Genomic DNA, 21,660 nt, shown 5'->3' on the forward strand with positions numbered 1-21,660 from the left:
GCTGACTAAACTAGTATCATTCCCCGAAAGAGTTTCAGGATGAGAACGTATAACGATGAAAGGCAGTAACAAATCCCGCTGGGCAATCGCCGCTGGTCTGATTGTGGTGGTCCTTGCCGCCGCCTGGTACTGGCACAGCCAGTCTGCGAATTCCCCGGCACCGGCTGGCGCCAGTAGCTCCTCACAGCGCCCTGCGGGCAGTGGTCGCCACGGCATGCGCGGCGGCGCGCTGGCGCCGGTACAGGCGGCAACGGCGGTGACTAAAGCGGTACCTCGTTATCTCTCCGGGCTGGGAACCATCACCGCCGCCAACACCGTGACGGTGCGCAGCCGCGTGGACGGTCAGCTGATGGCCATTCATTTCCAGGAAGGGCAGCAGGTCAAAGCCGGCGATCTGCTGGCGGAAATCGACCCAAGCCAGTTTAAGGTGGCCCTGGCGCAGGCGCAGGGGCAGCTCGCAAAAGACAAAGCCACCCTCGCCAACGCCCGCCGCGATTTAGCCCGCTATCAGCAGTTGGTAAAAACCAACCTCGTGTCGCGCCAGGAGCTGGATACCCAGCAGTCGCTGGTCAGCGAATCGCAGGGCACCATTAAAGCCGACGAAGCCGCGGTCGCCAGCGCCCAGCTCCAGCTGGACTGGAGCCGGATCGTTGCCCCCATCGACGGGCGCGTCGGCCTCAGGCAGGTGGACATCGGCAACCAAATCTCGAGCGGCGACACCACGGGCATTGTGGTGATCACCCAGACGCACCCTATCGATCTCGTCTTTACCCTGCCGGAAAGCGACATTGCGACGGTGGTCCAGGCGCAGAAAGCCGGTAAAGGGCTGGTCGTGGAGGCCTGGGATCGCACCAACAAGCAGAAACTGAGCGAAGGTTCGCTGCTGAGCCTGGATAACCAGATCGACACCACCACCGGCACCATCAAGCTGAAGGCGCGCTTCAACAATCAGGACGATGCCCTGTTTCCGAATCAGTTCGTCAACGCGCGTATGCTGGTCGCGACCGAAGAAAATGCGGTGGTGATCCCGACGGCGGCTCTGCAAATGGGCAGTGAAGGCAACTTTGTCTGGGTGCTGAACAGTGAAAACAAGGTCAGCAAACACCTGGTGAAAACCGGCATCCAGGACAGCCAGACGGTGGTGATCGACGCCGGACTGTCCGCAGGCGACCGCGTCGTGACCGACGGTATTGACCGTCTGACCGAAGGGGCGCAGGTCGAGGTGGTGGAAGCTCAGACTACAGGAGCAAAAGCCTGATGCAGGTGATGCCGCCGAGCTCTACAGGTGGGCCATCACGCCTGTTCATTTTACGTCCGGTTGCGACGACCCTGTTGATGGTGGCGATCCTGCTGGCCGGGATCATTGGCTACCGTTTTCTGCCCGTGTCGGCGCTGCCGGAAGTAGACTACCCGACGATTCAGGTTGTCACCCTCTATCCGGGCGCCAGTCCGGACGTGGTGACGTCCGCAATCACCGCCCCGCTGGAGCGGCAGTTCGGCCAGATGTCTGGCCTGAAGCAGATGTCCTCCCAAAGCTCGGGCGGCGCCTCGGTCGTCACGCTTCAGTTCCAGCTCGCGCTGTCGCTGGACGTCGCAGAACAGGAGGTGCAGGCCGCCATTAACGCTGCCACCAACCTGCTGCCGTCTGACCTGCCGAACCCGCCGGTTTACAGCAAGGTGAACCCGGCAGATCCGCCGATCATGACCCTTGCCGTGACATCGTCCGCCATGCCGATGACGCAGGTGGAAGACATGGTCGAAACCCGCGTGGCGCAAAAGATTTCGCAGGTGACCGGCGTCGGGCTGGTAACGCTCGCAGGGGGACAACGCCCCGCCGTGCGCGTTAAGCTCAATGCCCAGGCCATTGCCGCACTGGGGTTAACCAGCGAAACTATTCGCACCGCCATCAGCAGCGCCAACGTTAACTCAGCGAAGGGCTCGCTGGACGGCCCAACCCGCGCGGTCACCCTCTCCGCCAACGACCAGATGCAGTCCGCCGATGAATACCGCCAGCTGATTGTGGCCTATCAAAACGGTGCGCCGATCCGCCTCGGCGACGTTGCCACCGTTGAGCAAGGGGCTGAAAACAGCTGGCTCGGGGCGTGGGCCAATAAGCAGCAGGCGATCGTCATGAACGTTCAGCGCCAGCCGGGCGCGAACATTATTGATACCGCCGACAGCATTCGCACCATGCTGCCGCAGCTGGTGGAAAGCCTGCCGAAATCGGTCAGCGTGAAGGTGCTTTCGGATCGCACCACCAACATTCGCGCCTCGGTATCGGACACGCAGTTCGAGCTGATGCTGGCGATTGCTCTGGTGGTTATGATTATCTACCTGTTCCTGCGCAACGTTCCGGCAACCATCATTCCCGCCGTTGCCGTGCCGCTCTCGCTGGTGGGAACGTTCGCGGTAATGGTATTTCTCGACTTTTCGATCAACAACCTGACGCTGATGGCGCTCACCATCGCCACCGGCTTCGTGGTGGACGATGCCATCGTGGTTATCGAGAACATCTCGCGCTATATCGAAAAAGGTGAAAAGCCGTTAGCCGCCGCGCTGAAGGGCGCGGGAGAAATTGGCTTTACCATCATCTCGCTGACCTTCTCGCTGATTGCGGTGCTGATCCCGCTGCTGTTTATGGGCGATATCGTCGGGCGCCTGTTCCGCGAGTTTGCCGTGACGCTGGCCGTCGCCATTCTGATCTCTGCCGTGGTGTCGCTGACGCTGACGCCGATGATGTGCGCCCGCATGCTGAGCCACGAATCCTTGCGCAAGCAAAACCGCTTCTCCCGCGCCTCCGAGCGGATGTTCGAGCGCATCATTGCCGCCTACGGTCGCGTGCTGGCAAAAGTGCTGAACCATCCGTGGGCGACGCTCGGCGTGGCCCTCGGCACGCTGGCGCTCAGCGTCATGCTGTGGATTTTCATTCCGAAAGGCTTCTTCCCGATTCAGGACAACGGCATTATTCAGGGCACGCTCCAGGCACCGCAGTCGGTCTCCTTCGCAAATATGGCGCAGCGCCAGCAGCAGGTGTCGGAGATCATCATGAAAGATCCGGCGGTGGAAAGCCTGACCGCCTACGTGGGCGTGGACGGCACCAACCCATCGCTCAACAGCGCCCGCCTGCAAATTAACCTCAAACCGCTTGATGACCGCGACGATCGCGTCAACGCGGTGATCGTGCGCCTGCAACGCGCCGTGGCGCGCGTGCCGGGCATTGAGCTGTACCTGCAACCGATTCAGGATTTAACCATTGATACGCAGGTGAGCCGCACGCAGTACCAGTTCACCCTCCAGGCCACCTCGCTTGATGCGCTCAGCACCTGGGTGCCGCAGCTGGTGGACAAGCTGAAAGCGCTGCCGCAGGTTTCTGACGTCAGCAGCGACTGGCAGGACAAAGGGCTGGCGGCGTACGTAAACGTCAACCGCGACACCGCCAGCCGTCTGGGCATTACCATGTCCGACGTGGATAATGCGCTGTATAACGCTTTTGGCCAGCGTCTGATCTCCACCATTTACACCCAGGCGAACCAGTATCGCGTGGTGCTGGAACACAACACCGAGAACACGCCGGGGCTGGCTGCCCTGGACTCGGTGCGCCTGACCAGCAAAGACGGCGGTATTGTTCCGCTCAGTGCGATTGCTACGGTGGAAGAGCGCCACGCCCCGCTGTCGATTAACCATCTCGATCAGTTCCCGTCCACCACCATTTCGTTCAACGTGCCGGACGGCTATTCCCTGGGCGAAGCGGTGGAGGCCATTCTGGGCGCGGAGAAGGAACTGAGCTTCCCGTCCGATATTCAGACCCAGTTCCAGGGCAGTACGCTGGCGTTCCAGGCCGCGCTGGGCAGCACCGTCTGGCTGATCGTCGCGGCGGTGGTGGCGATGTATATCGTGCTTGGCGTGCTGTATGAAAGCTTTATCCACCCGATCACCATCCTCTCCACCCTGCCGACGGCGGGCGTGGGGGCGCTGCTGGCGCTGATGCTGGCGGGGAGCGAGCTGGACGTGATTGCAATAATTGGCATCATCCTGCTTATCGGGATCGTGAAGAAAAACGCCATCATGATGATCGACTTTGCGCTGGCCGCCGAGCGCGAGCAGGGTATGGCGCCGCGCGAGGCCATTTACCAGGCCTGCCTGCTGCGTTTTCGTCCGATCCTGATGACCACCCTGGCTGCCCTGTTAGGCGCCCTGCCGCTGATGCTGAGCACCGGCGTGGGGGCAGAGCTGCGCCGTCCGCTGGGTATCGGCATGGTGGGCGGCCTGCTGGTCAGCCAGGTGCTGACGCTGTTTACCACGCCCGTAATCTACCTGCTGTTCGACCGTCTGGCGCTGTGGACGAAAAGCCGCTTCCCGAAACGTGAAGAGGAGGCGTAAGTGAAGTTTTTCGCCCTCTTCATTTACCGTCCGGTGGCGACGATTTTACTCTCCGTCGCCATCACCCTGTGCGGCGTGCTGGGCTTCCGCCTGCTGCCGGTGGCGCCACTGCCGCAGGTGGATTTCCCGGTGATCATGGTCAGCGCCTCGCTGCCGGGCGCATCGCCGGAAACCATGGCCTCATCGGTGGCGACGCCGCTTGAGCGATCGCTTGGGCGAATTGCCGGGGTTAACGAGATGACCTCCAGCAGTTCACTGGGCAGCACGCGCATTATTCTGGAATTTAACTTCGACCGGGACATCAACGGCGCGGCGCGTGACGTGCAGGCCGCGATTAACGCCGCCCAAAGCCTGCTGCCGAGCGGCATGCCGAGCCGTCCGACCTACCGCAAGGCCAACCCGTCCGATGCGCCGATCATGATCCTGACGCTCACGTCGGAGACCTACTCTCAGGGCGAGCTGTACGATTTTGCCTCCACGCAGCTGGCGCAGACCATTGCCCAGATTGACGGCGTGGGCGACGTAGACGTCGGCGGGAGCTCCCTGCCCGCCGTGCGCGTGGGCCTGAATCCGCAGGCGCTGTTTAACCAGGGCGTATCGCTCGACGACGTGCGTTCCGCCATCAGTAACGCCAACGTGCGTAAACCGCAGGGGGCGATTGAGGACAGCAGCCACCGCTGGCAGATCCAGACCAACGACGAGCTGAAAACCGCCGCCGAGTATCAGCCGCTGATTATTCACTACAACAACGGCGCGGCGGTGCGCCTGAGCGACGTCGCCAGCGTTACCGATTCGGTGCAGGATGTGCGCAACGCCGGGATGACCAATGCCAAACCGGCCATTTTGCTGATGATCCGCAAGCTGCCGGAAGCCAACATCATCCAGACGGTGAACAGCATCCGCGAGCGGCTGCCGGAGCTTCAGGAAACCATTCCGGCGGCAATCGATCTCCAGATTGCGCAGGACCGCTCCCCTACCATCCGCGCCTCGCTCGAAGAGGTGGAGCAAACGCTGATTATTTCCGTCGCGCTGGTGATCCTGGTGGTGTTCCTGTTCCTGCGATCGGGTCGCGCCACGCTGATCCCGGCGGTGGCGGTCCCGGTGTCGCTGATTGGCACCTTTGCCGCCATGTACCTGTGCGGCTTCAGCCTTAACAACCTGTCGCTGATGGCGCTGACAATTGCCACCGGGTTTGTGGTGGATGACGCCATCGTAGTACTGGAAAATATCTCGCGCCATCTGGAAGCGGGCATGAAGCCGCTCCAGGCGGCGCTTCAGGGTACGCGTGAAGTGGGCTTTACGGTACTGTCCATGAGCCTGTCGCTGGTGGCGGTGTTCCTGCCGCTGCTGCTGATGGGCGGCCTGCCGGGACGACTGCTGCGCGAATTTGCCGTCACGCTTTCCGTCGCCATTGGTATCTCACTGGTGATTTCGCTGACGCTGACGCCAATGATGTGCGGCTGGATGCTCAAGCGCAGCCAGCCGCACTCGCAGCCGCGCCGGAAAGGCTTTGGTCGCGTCCTGATGGCAATGCAGTCAGGCTATGGCAAATCGCTGAAATGGGTGCTGAACCACACGCGTATTGTCGGGCTGGTGCTGATGGGCACCATCGTGCTCAACGTCTGGATGTACATCACCATCCCGAAAACCTTTTTCCCGGAGCAGGATACCGGCGTGCTGATGGGGGGTATTCAGGCGGACCAGAGCATTTCGTTCCAGGCGATGCGCGGCAAGCTTCAGGACTTTATGAAAATCATCCGTGAGGATCCGGCCGTGGACAACGTCACCGGCTTTACCGGCGGCTCGCGCGTTAACAGCGGGATGATGTTTATTACCCTTAAGCCGCGCGGTGAACGTCACGAAACGGCGCAGCAAATCATTGACCGCCTGCGGGTGAAGCTCGCCAAAGAGCCGGGGGCAAACCTTTTTTTGATGGCCGTTCAGGATATCCGCGTCGGCGGACGACAGGCCAACGCCAGCTATCAGTACACCCTGCTCTCGGACGATTTAGCTGCCCTGCGCGAGTGGGAGCCGAAGATCCGAAAAGCGCTGGCCGCTCTGCCGCAGCTGGCTGACGTGAACTCTGACAGCCAAAACAACGGTGCGGAGATGGCGCTCACCTACGATCGTGAAACCATGGCCCGCCTGGGCATTAACGTGGAGGCGGCCAACAGCCTGCTGAACAACGCCTTCGGGCAGCGTGAAGTCTCTACCATCTATCAGCCGATGAACCAGTACAAGGTGGTGATGGAGGTGGATCCGCGCTACACCCAGGACATCAGCGCGCTGGACAAGATGTTTGTGATCAATGATGACGGTAAGGCGATTCCGCTGTCGTACTTCGCCAGCTGGCAGCCGTCGAACGCCCCGCTGTCGGTGAACCACCAGGGGCTTTCCGCCGCCTCGACCGTCTCGTTTAACCTGGCAACCGGCTCGTCGCTGTCTGAGGCCAGCGATGCCATTAACCGCGCCATGACCCAGCTCGGGGTGCCCTCCTCCGTGCGCGGCAGTTTTGCCGGTACGGCGCAGGTGTTCCAGGACACCATGAATTCGCAGGTCATTTTGATTCTGGCGGCCATTGCCACGGTTTACATCGTGCTGGGCGTGCTGTATGAAAGCTACGTGCATCCGTTGACCATTCTTTCCACGCTGCCCTCTGCGGGCGTGGGGGCGCTGCTGGCGCTGGAGCTGTTCGGTGCCCCATTCAGTCTTATCGCGCTCATCGGGATCATGCTATTGATTGGCATCGTGAAGAAAAACGCGATAATGATGGTCGACTTTGCGCTGGACGCCCAGCGCAACGGCAACCTGACGCCGGACGAGGCGATATTCCAGGCCTGTCTGCTGCGTTTTCGCCCGATCATGATGACCACGCTGGCCGCACTCTTCGGCGCGCTGCCGCTGGTCATTTCCGGCGGTGACGGCTCTGAACTGCGCCAGCCGCTGGGGATCACGATCGTCGGTGGCCTGGTAATGAGCCAGCTCCTGACGCTCTACACCACGCCGGTGGTCTATCTGTTCTTTGACCGGCTGCGGCTGCGTTTTTCACGTAAAAAGAGAACCACGGTGACCGAGTAAATGACCGACCTTCCCGGTAACGTTCGCTGGCAGTTGTGGATAGTCGCGTTCGGCTTCTTTATGCAGTCGCTGGACACGACTATCGTGAACACCGCCCTCCCCTCAATGGCAAAAAGCCTGGGGGAGAGCCCGCTGCACATGCATATGGTGATTGTCGCCTACGTGCTGACGGTCGCCGTGATGCTGCCCGCCAGCGGCTGGCTGGCGGATAAGGTCGGCGTGCGGAACATCTTCTTCACCGCCATCGTGCTGTTTACCACCGGGTCTCTGTTTTGCGCTCAGGCCAATACTCTTGACCAGCTGGTGATGGCGCGCGTGCTACAGGGCGTCGGCGGCGCAATGATGGTGCCCGTCGGGCGGCTAACGGTGATGAAAATTGTTCCGCGCGCGCAGTATATGGCGGCGATGACCTTTGTCACCCTGCCCGGTCAGGTCGGCCCGCTGCTTGGCCCGGCGCTGGGTGGTATTCTGGTGGAGTACGCTTCCTGGCACTGGATCTTCCTGATTAACCTGCCGGTCGGTATCATCGGCGCGATTGCCACCCTGACGCTGATGCCGAACTATAAAATGCAGACCCGACGCTTTGATTTCTTTGGCTTCATCCTGCTGGCCGCCGGCATGGCGACGCTCACCCTGGCGCTGGACGGGCAAAAAGGGCTGGGGATTTCGTCCCTGTCGCTCGCTCTGCTGGTGGCGCTGGGTGTCACCGCTATTCTCTGGTATCTCTGGCATGCCAGAGGCAACGACAGGGCGCTGTTCAGCCTGAACTTGTTTAACACACCAACCTACCGTCTGGGGCTTTTGGGCAGCTTCGCCGGACGTATCGGCAGCGGCATGCTGCCGTTTATGACGCCGGTATTTTTACAGATTGGGATGGGCTTTTCGCCGTTCCACGCGGGGCTGATGATGATCCCGATGGTGCTCGGCAGCATGGGGATGAAGCGTATAGTGGTGCAGGTGGTAAACCGCTTTGGCTACCGCCGCGTGCTGGTGGCCGCCACGCTCGGGCTGGCGCTCGTCACCCTGCTGTTTATGACCGTGGCGCTGATGGGCTGGTACTACGTCCTGCCGCTGGTGCTGTTCTGCCAGGGGATCGTCAACTCCATGCGCTTCTCGTCGATGAACACCCTCACGCTGAAAGATCTGCCGGACGAGCTGGCGAGCAGCGGTAACAGCCTGCTGTCGATGATCATGCAGCTCTCCATGAGCGTAGGGGTCACGGTGGCCGGCTTGCTGCTCGGCATGTACGGCCAGCACCATCTCAGCGTCGACACCCCCGTCGCGCATCAGGTCTTTTTATACACTTACCTCAGCATGGCGGCGATCGTCGCCCTGCCCGCTTTTATCTTTGCCAGAGTACCGAATGACACGACCAAAAATGTCGTGCTCCGACGCGGCAAAAGGAGTGCACCATGAAATTCTGGCGTCCGGGGATCACCGGTAAGCTTTTTGTGGCGATTTTCGCCACCTGTATTGTCCTGCTGATAACCATGCACTGGGCGGTGCGGGTCAGTTTTGAGCGCGGTTTTATTGATTACATCAAGCATGGTAACGAACAACGCTTACAGGGCTTAAGCGACGCGCTGGGCGAGCAGTACAGCCTGCACGGTAACTGGCGTTTTCTGCGCAATAATGACCGCTTTATATTTCAAATCCTGCGCTCGCTGGAGCACGATAATGACGACGACCGCCCGGGGCCGGGCATGCCGCCGCACGGCTGGCGCACCCAGTTCTGGGTGATTGATCAGGAGATGCGCGTGCTCGTTGGCCCACGCTCGCCGGTACCGCCGGACGGCACAAAGCGCGCCATCACCTCGAACGGCGCCACGGTGGGCTGGGTTATCGCCTCGCCGGTCGAGCGGCTGACGCGCAACACCGACATCAACTTTGACCGCCAGCAGCGTCAGACCAGCTGGCTGATTGTCGCGCTCTCAACCCTGCTTGCCGCGCTCGCCACCTTCCCGCTGGCACGGGGCCTGCTGGCGCCGGTTAAGCGCCTTGTTGAGGGCACACACAAGCTGGCGGCGGGTGACTTCTCGACCCGCGTGGACACCCGCAGCCAGGACGAGCTGGGCAAGCTGGCGCAGGACTTTAACCAGCTCGCCAGCACGCTGGAGAAAAACCAGCAGATGCGCCGCGACTTTATGGCCGACATTTCGCACGAGCTGCGCACCCCGCTGGCGGTGCTGCGCGGCGAGCTGGAGGCGATTCAGGACGGCGTGCGGCAGTTCACTCCCGAGTCCGTGGCCTCGCTACAGGCGGAAGTCGGTACGCTGACCAAGCTGGTGGACGATCTGCATCAGCTTTCCATGTCCGACGAAGGCGCCCTGGCCTACCAGAAAGCCCCAATCGACGTGATCAATATTCTTGAAGTCGTGACCGGCGCATTCCGCGAACGCTTCGCCAGCCGTGACCTGAAAATCAACCTCTCGCTGCCGGACAGCGCGGTGGTGTTTGGCGACAAAGATCGCCTGATGCAGCTATTCAATAATCTGCTGGAGAACAGCCTTCGCTATACCGACGGCGGCGGCGCGCTGCATATCTCCGGCAAGCAGGAAAACGGGCGCTTTGCCCTGACCTTCGCGGACTCCGCCCCTGGCGTGAAGGATGCGCAGCTGGAAAAACTGTTCGAGCGCTTCTATCGCACCGAAGGTTCCCGCAACCGCGCCAGCGGCGGTTCCGGCCTTGGGCTGGCGATTTGCGTTAACATAGTGGAAGCCCACGGCGGCACCATCCGCGCCGCTCATTCGCCTTTTGGCGGGGTTAGCATTACAGTAGAGTTACCTCTGGAACGGGATTTATCGAGGGAAGCATGACCGAGTTACCGATTGACGACAACACACCGCGCATTTTGATCGTGGAAGACGAGCCTAAACTGGGGCAACTGCTGATCGACTATTTGCGTACCGCGAGCTACGCGCCAACGCTTATCAGCCACGGCGACCAGGTGCTGCCCTACGTGCGCCAGACGCCGCCGGATCTGATCCTGCTGGATCTGATGCTCCCGGGTACTGACGGCCTGACCCTGTGCCGTGAAATTCGTCGCTTCTCCGACGTACCCATCGTGATGGTGACGGCCAAAATCGAAGAGATCGACCGCCTGCTGGGGCTTGAAATCGGCGCCGACGATTATATCTGCAAGCCTTACAGCCCCCGCGAAGTGGTTGCTCGCGTGAAAACTATCCTCCGCCGCTGCAAGCCGCAGCGTGAATTGCAGGTGCTGGATGCGCAAAGCCCGCTGATTGTCGACGAAAGCCGCTTCCAGGCGAGCTGGCGCAACAAGCTGCTGGACCTCACCCCTGCGGAGTTCCGCCTGCTGAAAACGCTCTCCCACGAGCCGGGGAAAGTGTTTTCCCGCGAACAACTGCTCAATCATCTGTATGACGATTACCGCGTGGTGACGGACCGCACCATCGACAGCCACATCAAAAACCTGCGCCGCAAGCTGGAGTCGCTGGATGCCGACCAGTCGTTTATTCGTGCGGTGTACGGCGTGGGGTATCGGTGGGAAGCGGACGCGTGCAGGATTGCCTAGTCAGCTGCGGGACAATACTGGCCGGGTAAGGCGAAACCGTCACACGGCACAAGAACTTTACCTCCCCGCCCCGCAGCGCTACAATGCCCGCCCTTAAAGTGGGGGATCTCCCCTTACCGCTGCACCAGGTGTATGCGGATCTGACCTGTCATCAGAACGAGAACAAACATGTTTAAACCGGAACTTCTTTCCCCGGCGGGAACGCTGCAAAATATGCGTTACGCTTTCGCCTATGGCGCCGACGCCGTCTACGCGGGCCAGCCGCGCTACTCGCTGCGCGTGCGTAATAACGAATTCAACCACGAGAATCTTCAGCTCGGCATTAACGAAGCGCATGCCCTGGGCAAAAAATTCTACGTGGTGGTGAACATCGCGCCGCACAACGCCAAGCTGAAAACGTTCATTCGCGACCTGAAGCCGGTCGTGGAGATGGGGCCGGACGCGCTGATCATGTCGGACCCGGGTTTAATCATGCTGGTTCGGGAGAACTTCCCGGAGATGGACATTCACCTCTCGGTGCAGGCTAACGCCGTCAACTGGGCAACGGTGAAATTCTGGAAGCAGATGGGGCTGACCCGCGTCATTCTGTCTCGCGAGCTGTCTCTCGAAGAGATCGAAGAGATCCGCACCCAGGTGCCAGATATGGAGATCGAAATCTTCGTCCACGGCGCGCTGTGCATGGCCTACTCCGGCCGCTGCCTGCTCTCTGGCTATATCAACAAGCGTGATCCGAACCAGGGCACCTGCACCAACGCCTGCCGCTGGGAATATAACGTTCAGGAAGGCAAAGAGGATGAGATTGGGAACATCGTGCATAAACACGAGCCGATCCCGGTCACCAACGTTGAGCCAACGCTGGGTATCGGTGCGCCGACCGACAGCGTGTTTATGATTGAAGAAGCCAAACGTCCGGGCGAGTACATGACCGCCTTTGAAGACGAGCACGGCACCTACATCATGAACTCGAAGGATTTGCGCGCCATCGCGCACGTGGAGCGTTTAACCCAGATGGGCGTGCACTCCCTGAAAATCGAAGGCCGCACCAAGTCCTACTACTACTGCGCCCGTACCGCGCAGGTATATCGCAAAGCCATCGACGATGCCGCCGCCGGTAAACCGTTCGACACCAGCCTGCTGGAAACGCTTGAAGGCCTGGCGCATCGCGGCTATACCGAAGGTTTCCTGCGTCGTCACACCCACGACGACTACCAGAACTACGAGCATGGCTACTCGATTTCTGAACGCCAGCAGTTTGTCGGTGACTTCACCGGCGAGCGTAAAGGCCCGCTGGCTGCCGTCGCCGTAAAAAACAAATTCAACAAAGGCGACAGCCTGGAGCTGATGACGCCGCAGGGCAACATGAACTTCCGCCTGGAGCACCTGGAAAACAAAAAAGGTGAGGCGATTGAGGTCGCACCGGGCGATGGCCATGTGGTCTGGCTGCCGGTTCCTGAAGAGGTAGAGCTGGAGTTTGCGCTGCTGATGCGTAATTTTGAAGGTGAAAATACCCGAAATCCACACGGCAAATAGTCAATCAACGGGATTTTTTCACGCTGGGATAATTCTTAGAATCGGATCACATACCGCTTCGTTCAATACGGGTATTATCCCCCCGCTGAAAAACATAACCCATAAATGCTAGCTGTACCAGGAACCACCTCCTTAGCCTGCGTAATCTCCCTTACGCGGGCTTATTTTTTGCCTTTCATCCTGTTCTTACCCGCTTTGTTCTTCTCTGGGATACACTCTTTCTATAGTTAAAAAAGGGAGCAAACCGGATGGCAACCTATCCAGACAGTTTATTAATTCTCAACGGCAAAAGTGCAGGCAACGATCTGTTGCGCCAGGCGATTACCGAATTGCGTGAAGATGGCGCGCGCATTCACGTGCGGGTGACCTTTGAAAAAGGCGATGCAGCACGCTATATCGACGAGGGCATCAGGTTAGGCGCTGAAACCATTATTTCCGGCGGCGGCGACGGAACGATCAACGAAATCGCCGGCGCGCTGATTGATCTCAACACAGCAGAACGCCCGGTGATGGGCATTTTACCGCTCGGTACTGCCAATGATTTTGCCACCAGCGCCGGCATACCTGAGGATTTAGGAAAAGCGCTGCAACTGGCCATCCTCGGTAAAGCGACCCCCGTCGATATCGCTCAGGTGAATGAAAAAACCTGCTTTATCAATATGGCGACGGGCGGTTTCGGCACGCGGATCACCAGCGAAACACCGGAAAAGCTGAAGGCCGCGCTGGGCGGCGTCTCGTATCTCATACACGGCCTGATGCGCATGGACACGCTCAAGCCCGACAGCTGTGAAATCAACGGTGAGAACTTCCACTGGCAGGGCAATGCGTTGGTGATTGGCATCGGCAACGGGCGGCAGGCGGGCGGCGGACAGCAGCTTTGCCCGGAAGCATTGATTAATGACGGTCAGCTACAGCTGCGCATTTTTACCGGCGACGGGCTGCTGCCCGCACTGTTTACGACGCTGACGCAGCCGGAGGAGAGCCCTAACATCATCGACGGCACCTCCGCGTGGTTTGAGGTGATCGCCCCCCACGGCATGACCTTTAATCTTGACGGAGAGCCGCTCAGCGGCGAGCGATTCCGCATCGAAGTTTTGCCCGGCGCGTTACAGTGCCGGTTGCCGCCGGACTGTCAACTTTTGCGCTGATGTATTGCCGGGTGGCCTTCGCTTACCCGGCCTACAGTATCGCCCTCTTTAATACACCGACACCTCCCGCGCCATCTCACGGGAATACTGCTGCGAGGCGTTGACCAGCATCCGCGTATAGTCGGTCTTCGCTTTCCCGGCGACCAGCTCGTCCACCGTCAGGGTTTCAAGGATTTTGCCATACTGCATTACCGCCACCTTCTGGCATAGATGAGCAATCACGCCCAGATCGTGGGTCACCATCAGGTAGGTCAGGTTCGACTCTCGCTGAAGTTCCGCCAGCAGGTTAAGGATTTCCGCCTGTACGGAGACGTCCAGCGCCGAGGTGGGTTCATCCAGCAGCAGCACCTGCGGCTCCAGAATCAGCGCCCTGGCAATCGCCACGCGCTGGCGCTGGCCGCCGGACAGCTGGTGCGGATAGCGATCGCGAAATGCCCGGTTCAGCCCCACTTTATCCAGCAGGGCGTGAACGCGCCGATCCCGATCTTTTATACCGTGAATGTGCAGCGGCTCTTCCAGAATATCGCCAATGGTATGCCGCGGATGCAGCGAGCCGTACGGATCCTGAAACACCATCTGCACGAGGCGGCAGCGCGCCTGGCTGATTCGCTTGTCCAGCGGCTTGCCGTCAATCGCCAGCTCGCCCTCCCAGTGGGTAAACAGCCCGGCAAGGCATTTCAGCACCGTGGTTTTGCCCGAGCCGGACTCCCCCACCAGGCCGAAAATCTCCCCTTCCGCCACGCGAATGTTCACGTCGTTCAGCACCTGACTGCGCTTCTCGCCCTCGCCAAACGTCAGGTTGAGGTGGTTTATCTCGATCATCTCTGCTCCTTACTCGGTGAGCCAGCTGGCCTGACGCTGTAATACCGGCAGCGTCGGGCGGCGATGGTTGATTTCCGGCAGCGCGTTGATTAAGCCCTGGGTATAGGGATGCTTCGCGTTGTGCAGATCTTTCGCGGCAATCGACTCCACCACTCTTCCGGCGTACATCACCAGCACCCGGTCGCAGAAGCTGCGCACCAGGTTGATGTCGTGACTGATAAAAATCAGCCCCAGCCCGCGAGACTGCACCAAATCGTCGAGCAGCCCCAGTACCTGCAAACGCACCGACACGTCCAGCGCCGAGGTCGGTTCATCGGCAATGACCAGCTCCGGATCGGTGATCAGCATCATGGCGATCATGATACGCTGCCCCTGCCCGCCGGATATCTCGTGCGGGTAAAGATGGTAAACCCGCTCCGGCTGGCGGATGCGCACCACGTCGAGCATCTCCAGCACCTTCGCTTTCGCTTCAGCCTTGCGCCCGGGGTGATGGGTCAGCCAGGCTTCAGCAATCTGATCCCCCACGCAGGCCACCGGATTGAGGGAGTACTTCGGGTCCTGCATGATCATCGAGATGCGCTTGCCGCGAATGCCGCGCATCTGCGCCTCGCTGACGGCCTGTAAATCGACGTCGCAAAACTGCATCCGCGCGGCGCGGATTTGCGCTTTAGCCGGGTGCAGGCGCAGCAGCGCCCGCCCGACGGTGGATTTACCGGAGCCGGATTCGCCAACAATCGCCAGCTTTTCCCGCCCTAGCTGGAAAGAGACGCCGCGCACCGCATTCGTGACCGCGCCGCCGTTGATAAAATCGACGTGGAGATCGCACACGTCGAGCAGGGGGTTATTCGCTGCGAGGATCGAGGATGTCACGTAGGCCATCTCCTAAGAAATTGAACGCCAGGCTGTTGATCAGGATCGCCAGCCCCGGAATAGTTACCACCCACCAGCACTCCATCATGTAGGTGCGACCGCTGGAGATCATCGCCCCCCACTCCGGCTCAGGCGGCTGCGCGCCAAGGCCGAGGAAGCCAAGCCCGGCGGCGGTGAGAATGATCCCGGCCATGTTCATGGTGATACGGATGATCACCGACGGCAGGCACAGTGGGACGATGTGACGCCACAGCACGCGTGCGGGCGACGCCCCCTGCAAACGCACGGCGGAGATAAAATCAGCCTGGCGCAGGGAGAGCGTTTCGGCGCGCGCCAGACGGGCAATCGGCGGCCACGCGGTGAGCGTAATCGCAATCACCACGTGCTCCAGCCCCGGGCCAAGCGCCGCGACAAACGCGAGCGCCAGCACCAGGCTCGGGAAGGAGATAAAGATATCTGTGACGCGCATCAGTACCGCATCAACCTTACCGCCAAAATACCCTGCGGTTACGCCCAGCAGCAGCCCGAGCGGACCTACGGTCACGGAAACCAGCAGCACGATGTAGAGCGTGATGCGCGCGCCGTATACCAGGCGGCTGAAGATATCCCGGCCAAACTCGTCGGTGCCGAACCAGTGCTGTGCGTTCGGAGCGGCCAGCGCGTTGTTGAGGTCCTGTACCAGGGGGTTATATGGCGCAATTAGCGGGGCGAAGGCTGCGACAACCAGCAGCAACAGAACGATCCCGCCGCCGATGGCGGTAAGTGGATTGCGCGCCATCTTGCCGATAAAGCCAGCGGCACGGCCCAGCGTGCGTCTGATACGCTGGCGGGTTTCGGCGTGCCTCGCCCCCAGCGGCGTATCCAGAGAAACGGTCATGATTTCGTCCTCGGGTCAAAGAGTTGATACAGCATGTCGGAGAGCAGGTTGAGCATCACGAAGATGATCCCCACCAGCAGCACGCAGCCCATCACCGCGTTCATATCTCCGAGCAGCAGGCTGCCGGTGAGATACGAGCCGAAGCCCGGCCAGGAAAAGACGGTTTCAATCAACACCGCCCCTTCCAGCAGCGAACCGTAGGCCAGCGCCACCACCGTCAGGAGCTGCACGAGGATGTTGCGAAACGCGTGGTTCCAGATCACCTGCCGCTCGGTTAAGCCCTTCACCCGCGCGGTGAGGATGAACTCCTGGGACAGCTGCGCCAGCATAAAGCTGCGGGTCATGCGGCTGATGTAGGCCAGAGAATGGAAGCCAAGCAGCGACGCGGGCAGCACCAGATGGTTAATGGCGTTCCAGAACACGGCGCTGTTGCCGGCCAACAGCGCATCGACGGTCATCAGCCCGGTACGGCGCGGCACGAGACCGTCGAGCCCCAGATCCAGACGGCCAGCCCCGCCCACCCAGCCGAGCCAGGCGTAGAACAGCAGCAGCCCCATCATCCCGACCCAGAAGATAGGCGTGGAGTAGCCCGCCAGGCTGATGATACGCACGACATAGTCGGAAACGCTGTTACGCCGCGCCGCCGCCAGCACGCCCAGCGGAATGCCCAAGCCCGCGCCCACGATAATCGCCATCGTCGCCAGCTCCAGCGTCGCCGGGAAGACGCGCAGGATGTCGTCGATGACCGGCTTGCCGGTCAGCAGGGCGTTACCCAGATCGCCGTGCAGCAAATTGCTGAGGTAGATGCCGAACTGGGCCAGCAGAGACCGATCGAACCCCAGCTGGTGATACACCTGCTGGTAGGTGCTGTGGTCGGCATCCGGCCCGACAATCGCCAGCACCGGGTCGACGGGCATCACGCGGCCAATAAAAAAGGTCAGCAGCAGCAGGCCGAACAGCGTCACCACCACCTGCGTTAACCGCTTCGAGAAGCGCCGTGTCCGGGAGCCGGGCGCGAGGATCGCCACGCTCATTGTTCACCTCCGGTTTTGTAGACATCGCGCAGGAAAGTAGTGGCTGACGGGTGCGACTGGAAATTCTTCACTTCGTTGCGCACCACCACTGAATCGACCATCTGCGACAGGGGGATCATCGCCGGGATCAGCGCGTCGTAGCGGAGCTGGATCTGCTGGTAATCGGCGATCTGTTTTTTGGGGTCGCGCTCCAGCAGGGCGCTGTCGATCATCTCGTTGAGCGGCCTGTCGTAGAAGCTGGTGCGCCAGCCCTGGAAGTTGGTCAGCCGCGCCTGGTCGCTGTTGTCAGGGTTGTAGACCAGCGCACGAAGGCTGGAGTGCGGGTGCGGCTCTACCCCGCTTCCGCCGCGCCCCACCAGCATGTCGAACTTCCGCTCGCGCATAGCGCCGTAAATCTGGTTGCCGGTGCCGGTGATGATTTTGGCGTTAATGCCCGCCTGCATCAGCGTCGACTGTACGGCGATTGCGATATTGAGGAACGGCTGATCCGCCAGCACCCGCAGGGTGGTATCAAACCCGTCCGGGTAGCCCGCCTCCGCCAGCAGCTTTCTGGCGCGCGGGATATCGAGCTTATAGCCCGGGTCCGGCAGCGTGGACGGCATACCGGCCTTGATCGGGCGCTGGTGCAGCACACCGTAGCCTGGCATCAGCGCTTTATTGATGCCCTGATAGTCAATCAGATAGCGCACCGCTTCGCGCACCTTCGGGTTGGCGAAATGCGGCTCCTTCATGCTCATCGCCACGTAGTAAACTGTCCCCTTCTGCACGGCTTCGACGGTGAGCTGCGGATCGTTGCGCAGAGCGTTAATGTCCGACACTGCCATGTTGTTAGCGATATCGAGGTCGCCTTTCTCAATCATCAGGCGCAGGGTTTGCGACTCCTGAAAATGGCGCAGCACCACGCGGTTCATCTTCGGTGCATCCCGCCAGTAATGCGGATTTCGCTGCATGCGCAGCACGTCCTTTGCCTGCCAGGTTTCCAGCTTAAACGGGCCGGAGCCAGCCTCGTTGGTGGTGAGCCAGCGGTTGCCCCAGTCGTTATTGACCGCATGCTGCTGCACCGTTTTGCTGTCGAGCACCCCGAGGTTGCCGAGCGCGCCGAGGGAGTAAATCACCAGCTGCGGATCGTTAGGCTTAGGCAGAACAATCTGTACCGTGTACGCATCCGGCGCGCTGATTAGGCTGTCGATGTTTTGCTTAGAAAAACCATACGACTTCCACACCGAGGCCTGGGCGAGGTTAAGGTGCAGCAGGCGCCGCATCGACCAGATCACGTCCTCCGCCGTCAGCGGGTTACCGGAATGAAATCTCACGTCGTCGCGCAGGTGGAAGGTCAGGGTTTTACGATCCGGAGAAATATCCCAGGACGTCGCCAGCGCGGGCCTGACGTTGGTCAACTCGTTCGGGTCGAGCTCCACCAGCGAGTCGTAAAGATTCACCACAATGCCAACCACTTCGTTACCGGTCATGGCCGCCGGATCGAGGGACAAGAGGTTATTCATATTCATGCCGATGATGAGCTGGTCGGGCGGCGTTTTTGCGTACGCCGCACCGCTCCCCATCATCAGCGAGAGCGCGAGCAAGCACGCCCCGGCCAAGGGAGATCGTTTCATGTATATATCGCCTGTAGGGTACGTTTTTAGTTGTCAGTCGTGGCTGACGGTATTGGCTTCGATATATGCAAAGTTAATGTCTTCGCCCAGCCCCGGGCGGGTCGGCAGGCTGACCATGCCGTTTTCGTCCATCGGGTCCACCAGGCTGTTGAGGTACGCCGCCGGTTCGTCGTAGTCGAGGAACGGATGCAGCAGGCCGCGCTCGTACCAGCGGCAGTTTTTGATCGCGCCGATAACCGCCAGGCTTGCCGCGCCGTTGCCGTGGATTTCGCAGTCCATGCCGAACGATTCCGCCAGGTTCGCTACCTTCAGCGTCGGCGAGATGCCGCCTACGCCGTTCGACCCGGCGCGCAGGATGTCGCACGCCCCGGCCTTGATCCAGTCCGCACGGCTGTGGTGTTTCCCGCCGAGGCTTTCCGGCCCGATAACCGGAATCGACAGGTTTTCGGCCAGCCACGCGTAGGAGGCCATGCTCTCCTCTTCCATCGGCTCTTCGAACCAGGCGAAATTGAGTTTTTCCAGCTCTTTACCGATGTACAACGCCTCGGTACGGCTGTACCAGTGGTATCCGTCAATCATCAGGTCGATATCCGGCCCTACCGCCTCACGCACGGCGGCGCAGGCTTTGACGTCCATTTTTGGGTTGGGCGCGAACGAGACCGGGGGCATCCAGGTGTGCAGCTTGATGGCCTTATAGCCGCGCGCCACCAGCGTCTCGGCAAAGCTGGCGTACTCGTCCGGCGTGGACAGCCCGCCCGGCAGATCGTCGCCGCACATGGTGCTGCCGTAGGCCGGAACCTTATCACGATAGCCGCCGAGCAGTTTCCAGACCGGCAGGTTGAGCTTGCGGCCAATCAGATCCCACAGCGCCTGTTCAACGAAGCCCAGCGCCCGCTCGGTCAGCTGATGTGCGCTTCCCCGCTGCCAGTGAGCCAGCTCCTGCCAGATGCGCTCGCGGTTAAACGCGTCCTGGCCGACCATCACCTTGCGAAAGAAGGTGTTGACCACGAAGGGGCGCACCACCTCCGGCGGCGCGAACGCGTACCCTTGCGTGCCATCGTCAGCCGTGATGGTGAGCATCGCCATTTTTGCCAGGCTCTCCGGCCCCGGATGCGAATGCCCGGCGCTGTCGGAAACCCGACGCGTCGGGTACTGGAAAACACTGACGTTTACAGATTCAATTTTCATTATCAGTCCTTAGCGCTACGAAAGTTCAAAGCAGCGTGTATTTTGAAAAGCCGTTTCGAAACTAACTTTAAGCTCAAAATTCATCCGTAGCCTTAGACAAATTCCGCTAAGCACTGACCATTTTTTGTGCATATGCACGGGGAAGAGTGACAGTTTTCACAAAAGAGGGAGGAAGTGTGAGGTGGATCGGGAGAAACAAACTGCGGGTATGAACACCCCTGACGCCGGCCCCTCCCAAAAGGGCGAGGGGGCTCGCACCTTACGGTCCCCTCTCCCCTTTGGGGAGAGGGTTAGAGTGAGGGGAAAAAGACTTAAGCGATCGTGACTTTACTGTCCAGATAGACATCCTGAACCGCGTTGATCAGCTTCACGCCGTCGGCCATGGATTTTTTGAACGCCTTACGGCCGAGGATCAGCCCCATGCCGCCTGCGCGCTTGTTAATCACAGCCGTGCGCACCGCATCGGTCAGGTCGGTTTCACCGCCTGCCGCACCGCCGGAGTTAATCAGCCCGGCGCGGCCCATGTAGCAGTTCGCCAACTGGTAACGCACCAGATCGATCGGGTTATCGCTGGTCAGCTTGCTGTAGACCCGGTCGTCGGTATAGCCAAAATTCACCGCCTTATAGCCGCCGTTATTCTCGGCCATTTTCTGCTTCACGATGTCCGCGCCGATGGTCGCTGCCAGGTGGTTGGCCTGACCGGTCAGATCCGCAGACACGTGGTAATCCACGCCGTCTTTCTTGAACGACCCGTTGCGCAGATAGGCCCACAGCACGGTCACCATGCCCAGCTCGTGGGCGCGCTCAAACGCTGCGGAGATCTCCTCTATCTGACGACGCGACTGTTCAGAGCCGAAATAGATCGTCGCCCCGACCGCCACTGCGCCCATATTGAACGCCTGCTCGACGCTGGCGTACAGCGTCTGGTCGTATTCGGTTGGGTAGCTCAGGGTTTCGTTATGGTTCAGTTTGACGAGGAACGGAATGCGGTGGGCATAGCGACGCGACACGGAAGCCAGCACGCCGTAGGTGGAGGCCACGCAGTTACAGCCCGCCTCAATCGCCAGCTCGACGATGTTTTTCGGATCGAAGTAGAGCGGGTTCGCGGCAAACGACGCCCCCGCAGAGTGTTCAACGCCCTGGTCAACGGGCAGAATAGAGAGGTACCCGGTTCCGCCCAGGCGTCCGGTATTATAAAGCGTCTGCATGTTTCGCAGTACGGCAGGCGGACGGTTGTTGTCGACCATGACGCGGTCAACGTAGTCATGGCCAGGCAGGTAAAGCTGGTCGGCTGGAATGGTCATACAACGATGCTGTAAAAGGCTGTCGGCGTCTTTGCCAAGCAACTGCGCAATATCAGTCATAGTGATGCTCCCGTAAGTCCGACTTGATGTCGGAGCGTGTGATCCAAACCCACGTTTTTGCAGGCAGACTAAGCCTGGTACCGACTTACTCTATTTTCCACCATTTGCAACTTTTTTAAGCACAATCTGCTGGCTCGTTTCGTGTACAACATTTTTGTTACACTGATCAAACAATCGCCTTAAAGGTATTTAAAAGGTATTATCACATGGTATGTTAACCG

General features: G+C 60.1%; 15 protein-coding genes. 8 read left to right on the plus strand and 7 right to left on the minus strand.

Translation table 11 applies throughout. From position 1 onward, the window contains the following. Nucleotides 1-55: 55 nt before the first annotated feature. From A3466_RS08865 to yegS, 8 genes are all read left to right on the plus strand, one after another. Nucleotides 56-1,258, plus strand: a complete 1,203-nt coding sequence (locus A3466_RS08865; protein ID WP_063450266.1) for an MdtA/MuxA family multidrug efflux RND transporter periplasmic adaptor subunit — start codon at nt 56-58, stop codon at nt 1,256-1,258. Continuing rightward, complete coding sequence (locus tag A3466_RS08870) at nt 1,258-4,380, plus strand: MdtB/MuxB family multidrug efflux RND transporter permease subunit (protein WP_063450267.1); 3,123 nt, start codon at nt 1,258-1,260, stop codon at nt 4,378-4,380. The genes A3466_RS08865 and A3466_RS08870 overlap by 1 nt, the downstream gene beginning before the upstream one ends. Next, nucleotides 4,381-7,458, plus strand: coding sequence for a multidrug efflux RND transporter permease subunit MdtC (mdtC, locus tag A3466_RS08875; protein ID WP_063450268.1), 3,078 nt, complete (start codon nt 4,381-4,383; stop codon nt 7,456-7,458). Continuing rightward, nucleotides 7,459-8,874, plus strand: coding sequence for an MFS transporter (locus tag A3466_RS08880; protein WP_063450269.1), 1,416 nt, complete (start codon nt 7,459-7,461; stop codon nt 8,872-8,874). It abuts the gene before it with no gap. Continuing rightward, nucleotides 8,871-10,274 (plus strand): two-component system sensor histidine kinase BaeS, encoded by a 1,404-nt coding sequence (gene baeS, locus A3466_RS08885; protein WP_063450270.1) that lies wholly within the window; start codon nt 8,871-8,873, stop codon nt 10,272-10,274. Before A3466_RS08880 ends, baeS begins: the two co-directional genes overlap by 4 nt. Next, complete coding sequence (gene baeR, locus A3466_RS08890; RefSeq protein WP_063450271.1) at nt 10,271-10,993, plus strand: two-component system response regulator BaeR; 723 nt, start codon at nt 10,271-10,273, stop codon at nt 10,991-10,993. Before baeS ends, baeR begins: the two co-directional genes overlap by 4 nt. Nucleotides 10,994-11,161: 168 nt before the next feature. Continuing rightward, on the plus strand, nt 11,162-12,523 hold the full coding sequence (gene yegQ, locus A3466_RS08895; protein WP_063450272.1) for a tRNA 5-hydroxyuridine modification protein YegQ: 1,362 nt from the start codon (nt 11,162-11,164) through the stop codon (nt 12,521-12,523). Nucleotides 12,524-12,771: 248 nt separating this feature from the next. After that, on the plus strand, nt 12,772-13,671 hold the full coding sequence (gene yegS / locus A3466_RS08900; protein WP_063450273.1) for a lipid kinase YegS: 900 nt from the start codon (nt 12,772-12,774) through the stop codon (nt 13,669-13,671). 48 nt (nt 13,672-13,719) lie between these two features. On the opposite strand, the gene A3466_RS22830 is transcribed toward yegS, so the two are convergent. From A3466_RS22830 to fbaB, 7 genes are all read right to left on the minus strand, one after another. Continuing rightward, entirely contained in the window at nt 13,720-14,493 is a 774-nt protein-coding gene (locus A3466_RS22830) for an ABC transporter ATP-binding protein (protein WP_063450274.1), read from the minus strand. A 9-nt stretch (nt 14,494-14,502) separates the two neighbouring features. Next, complete coding sequence (locus A3466_RS22835) at nt 14,503-15,363, minus strand: ABC transporter ATP-binding protein (RefSeq protein WP_063450560.1); 861 nt, start codon at nt 15,361-15,363, stop codon at nt 14,503-14,505. Further along, entirely contained in the window at nt 15,335-16,240 is a 906-nt protein-coding gene (locus tag A3466_RS08915) for an ABC transporter permease (RefSeq protein WP_063450275.1), read from the minus strand. The genes A3466_RS22835 and A3466_RS08915 overlap by 29 nt, the downstream gene beginning before the upstream one ends. Next, on the minus strand, nt 16,237-17,274 hold the full coding sequence (locus A3466_RS08920; protein WP_063450276.1) for an ABC transporter permease: 1,038 nt from the start codon (nt 17,272-17,274) through the stop codon (nt 16,237-16,239). The genes A3466_RS08915 and A3466_RS08920 overlap by 4 nt, the downstream gene beginning before the upstream one ends. Then, on the minus strand, nt 17,271-18,887 hold the full coding sequence (locus A3466_RS08925) for an ABC transporter substrate-binding protein (protein ID WP_063450277.1): 1,617 nt from the start codon (nt 18,885-18,887) through the stop codon (nt 17,271-17,273). Before A3466_RS08925 ends, A3466_RS08920 begins: the two co-directional genes overlap by 4 nt. 33 nt (nt 18,888-18,920) lie before the next feature. Further along, nucleotides 18,921-20,075, minus strand: coding sequence for a mandelate racemase family protein (locus A3466_RS08930; RefSeq protein ID WP_063450278.1), 1,155 nt, complete (start codon nt 20,073-20,075; stop codon nt 18,921-18,923). A gap of 311 nt (nt 20,076-20,386) precedes the next feature. After that, a complete protein-coding gene (gene fbaB, locus A3466_RS08935; protein WP_022648654.1) occupies nt 20,387-21,439 on the minus strand; it encodes a class I fructose-bisphosphate aldolase in 1,053 nt (350 codons plus the stop codon). Nucleotides 21,440-21,660: the final 221 nt, after the last annotated feature.

It is taken from the genome of Enterobacter genomosp. S (assembly GCF_001631805.1).
Taxonomy (GTDB): Bacteria; Pseudomonadota; Gammaproteobacteria; order Enterobacterales; family Enterobacteriaceae; genus Enterobacter; species Enterobacter quasihormaechei.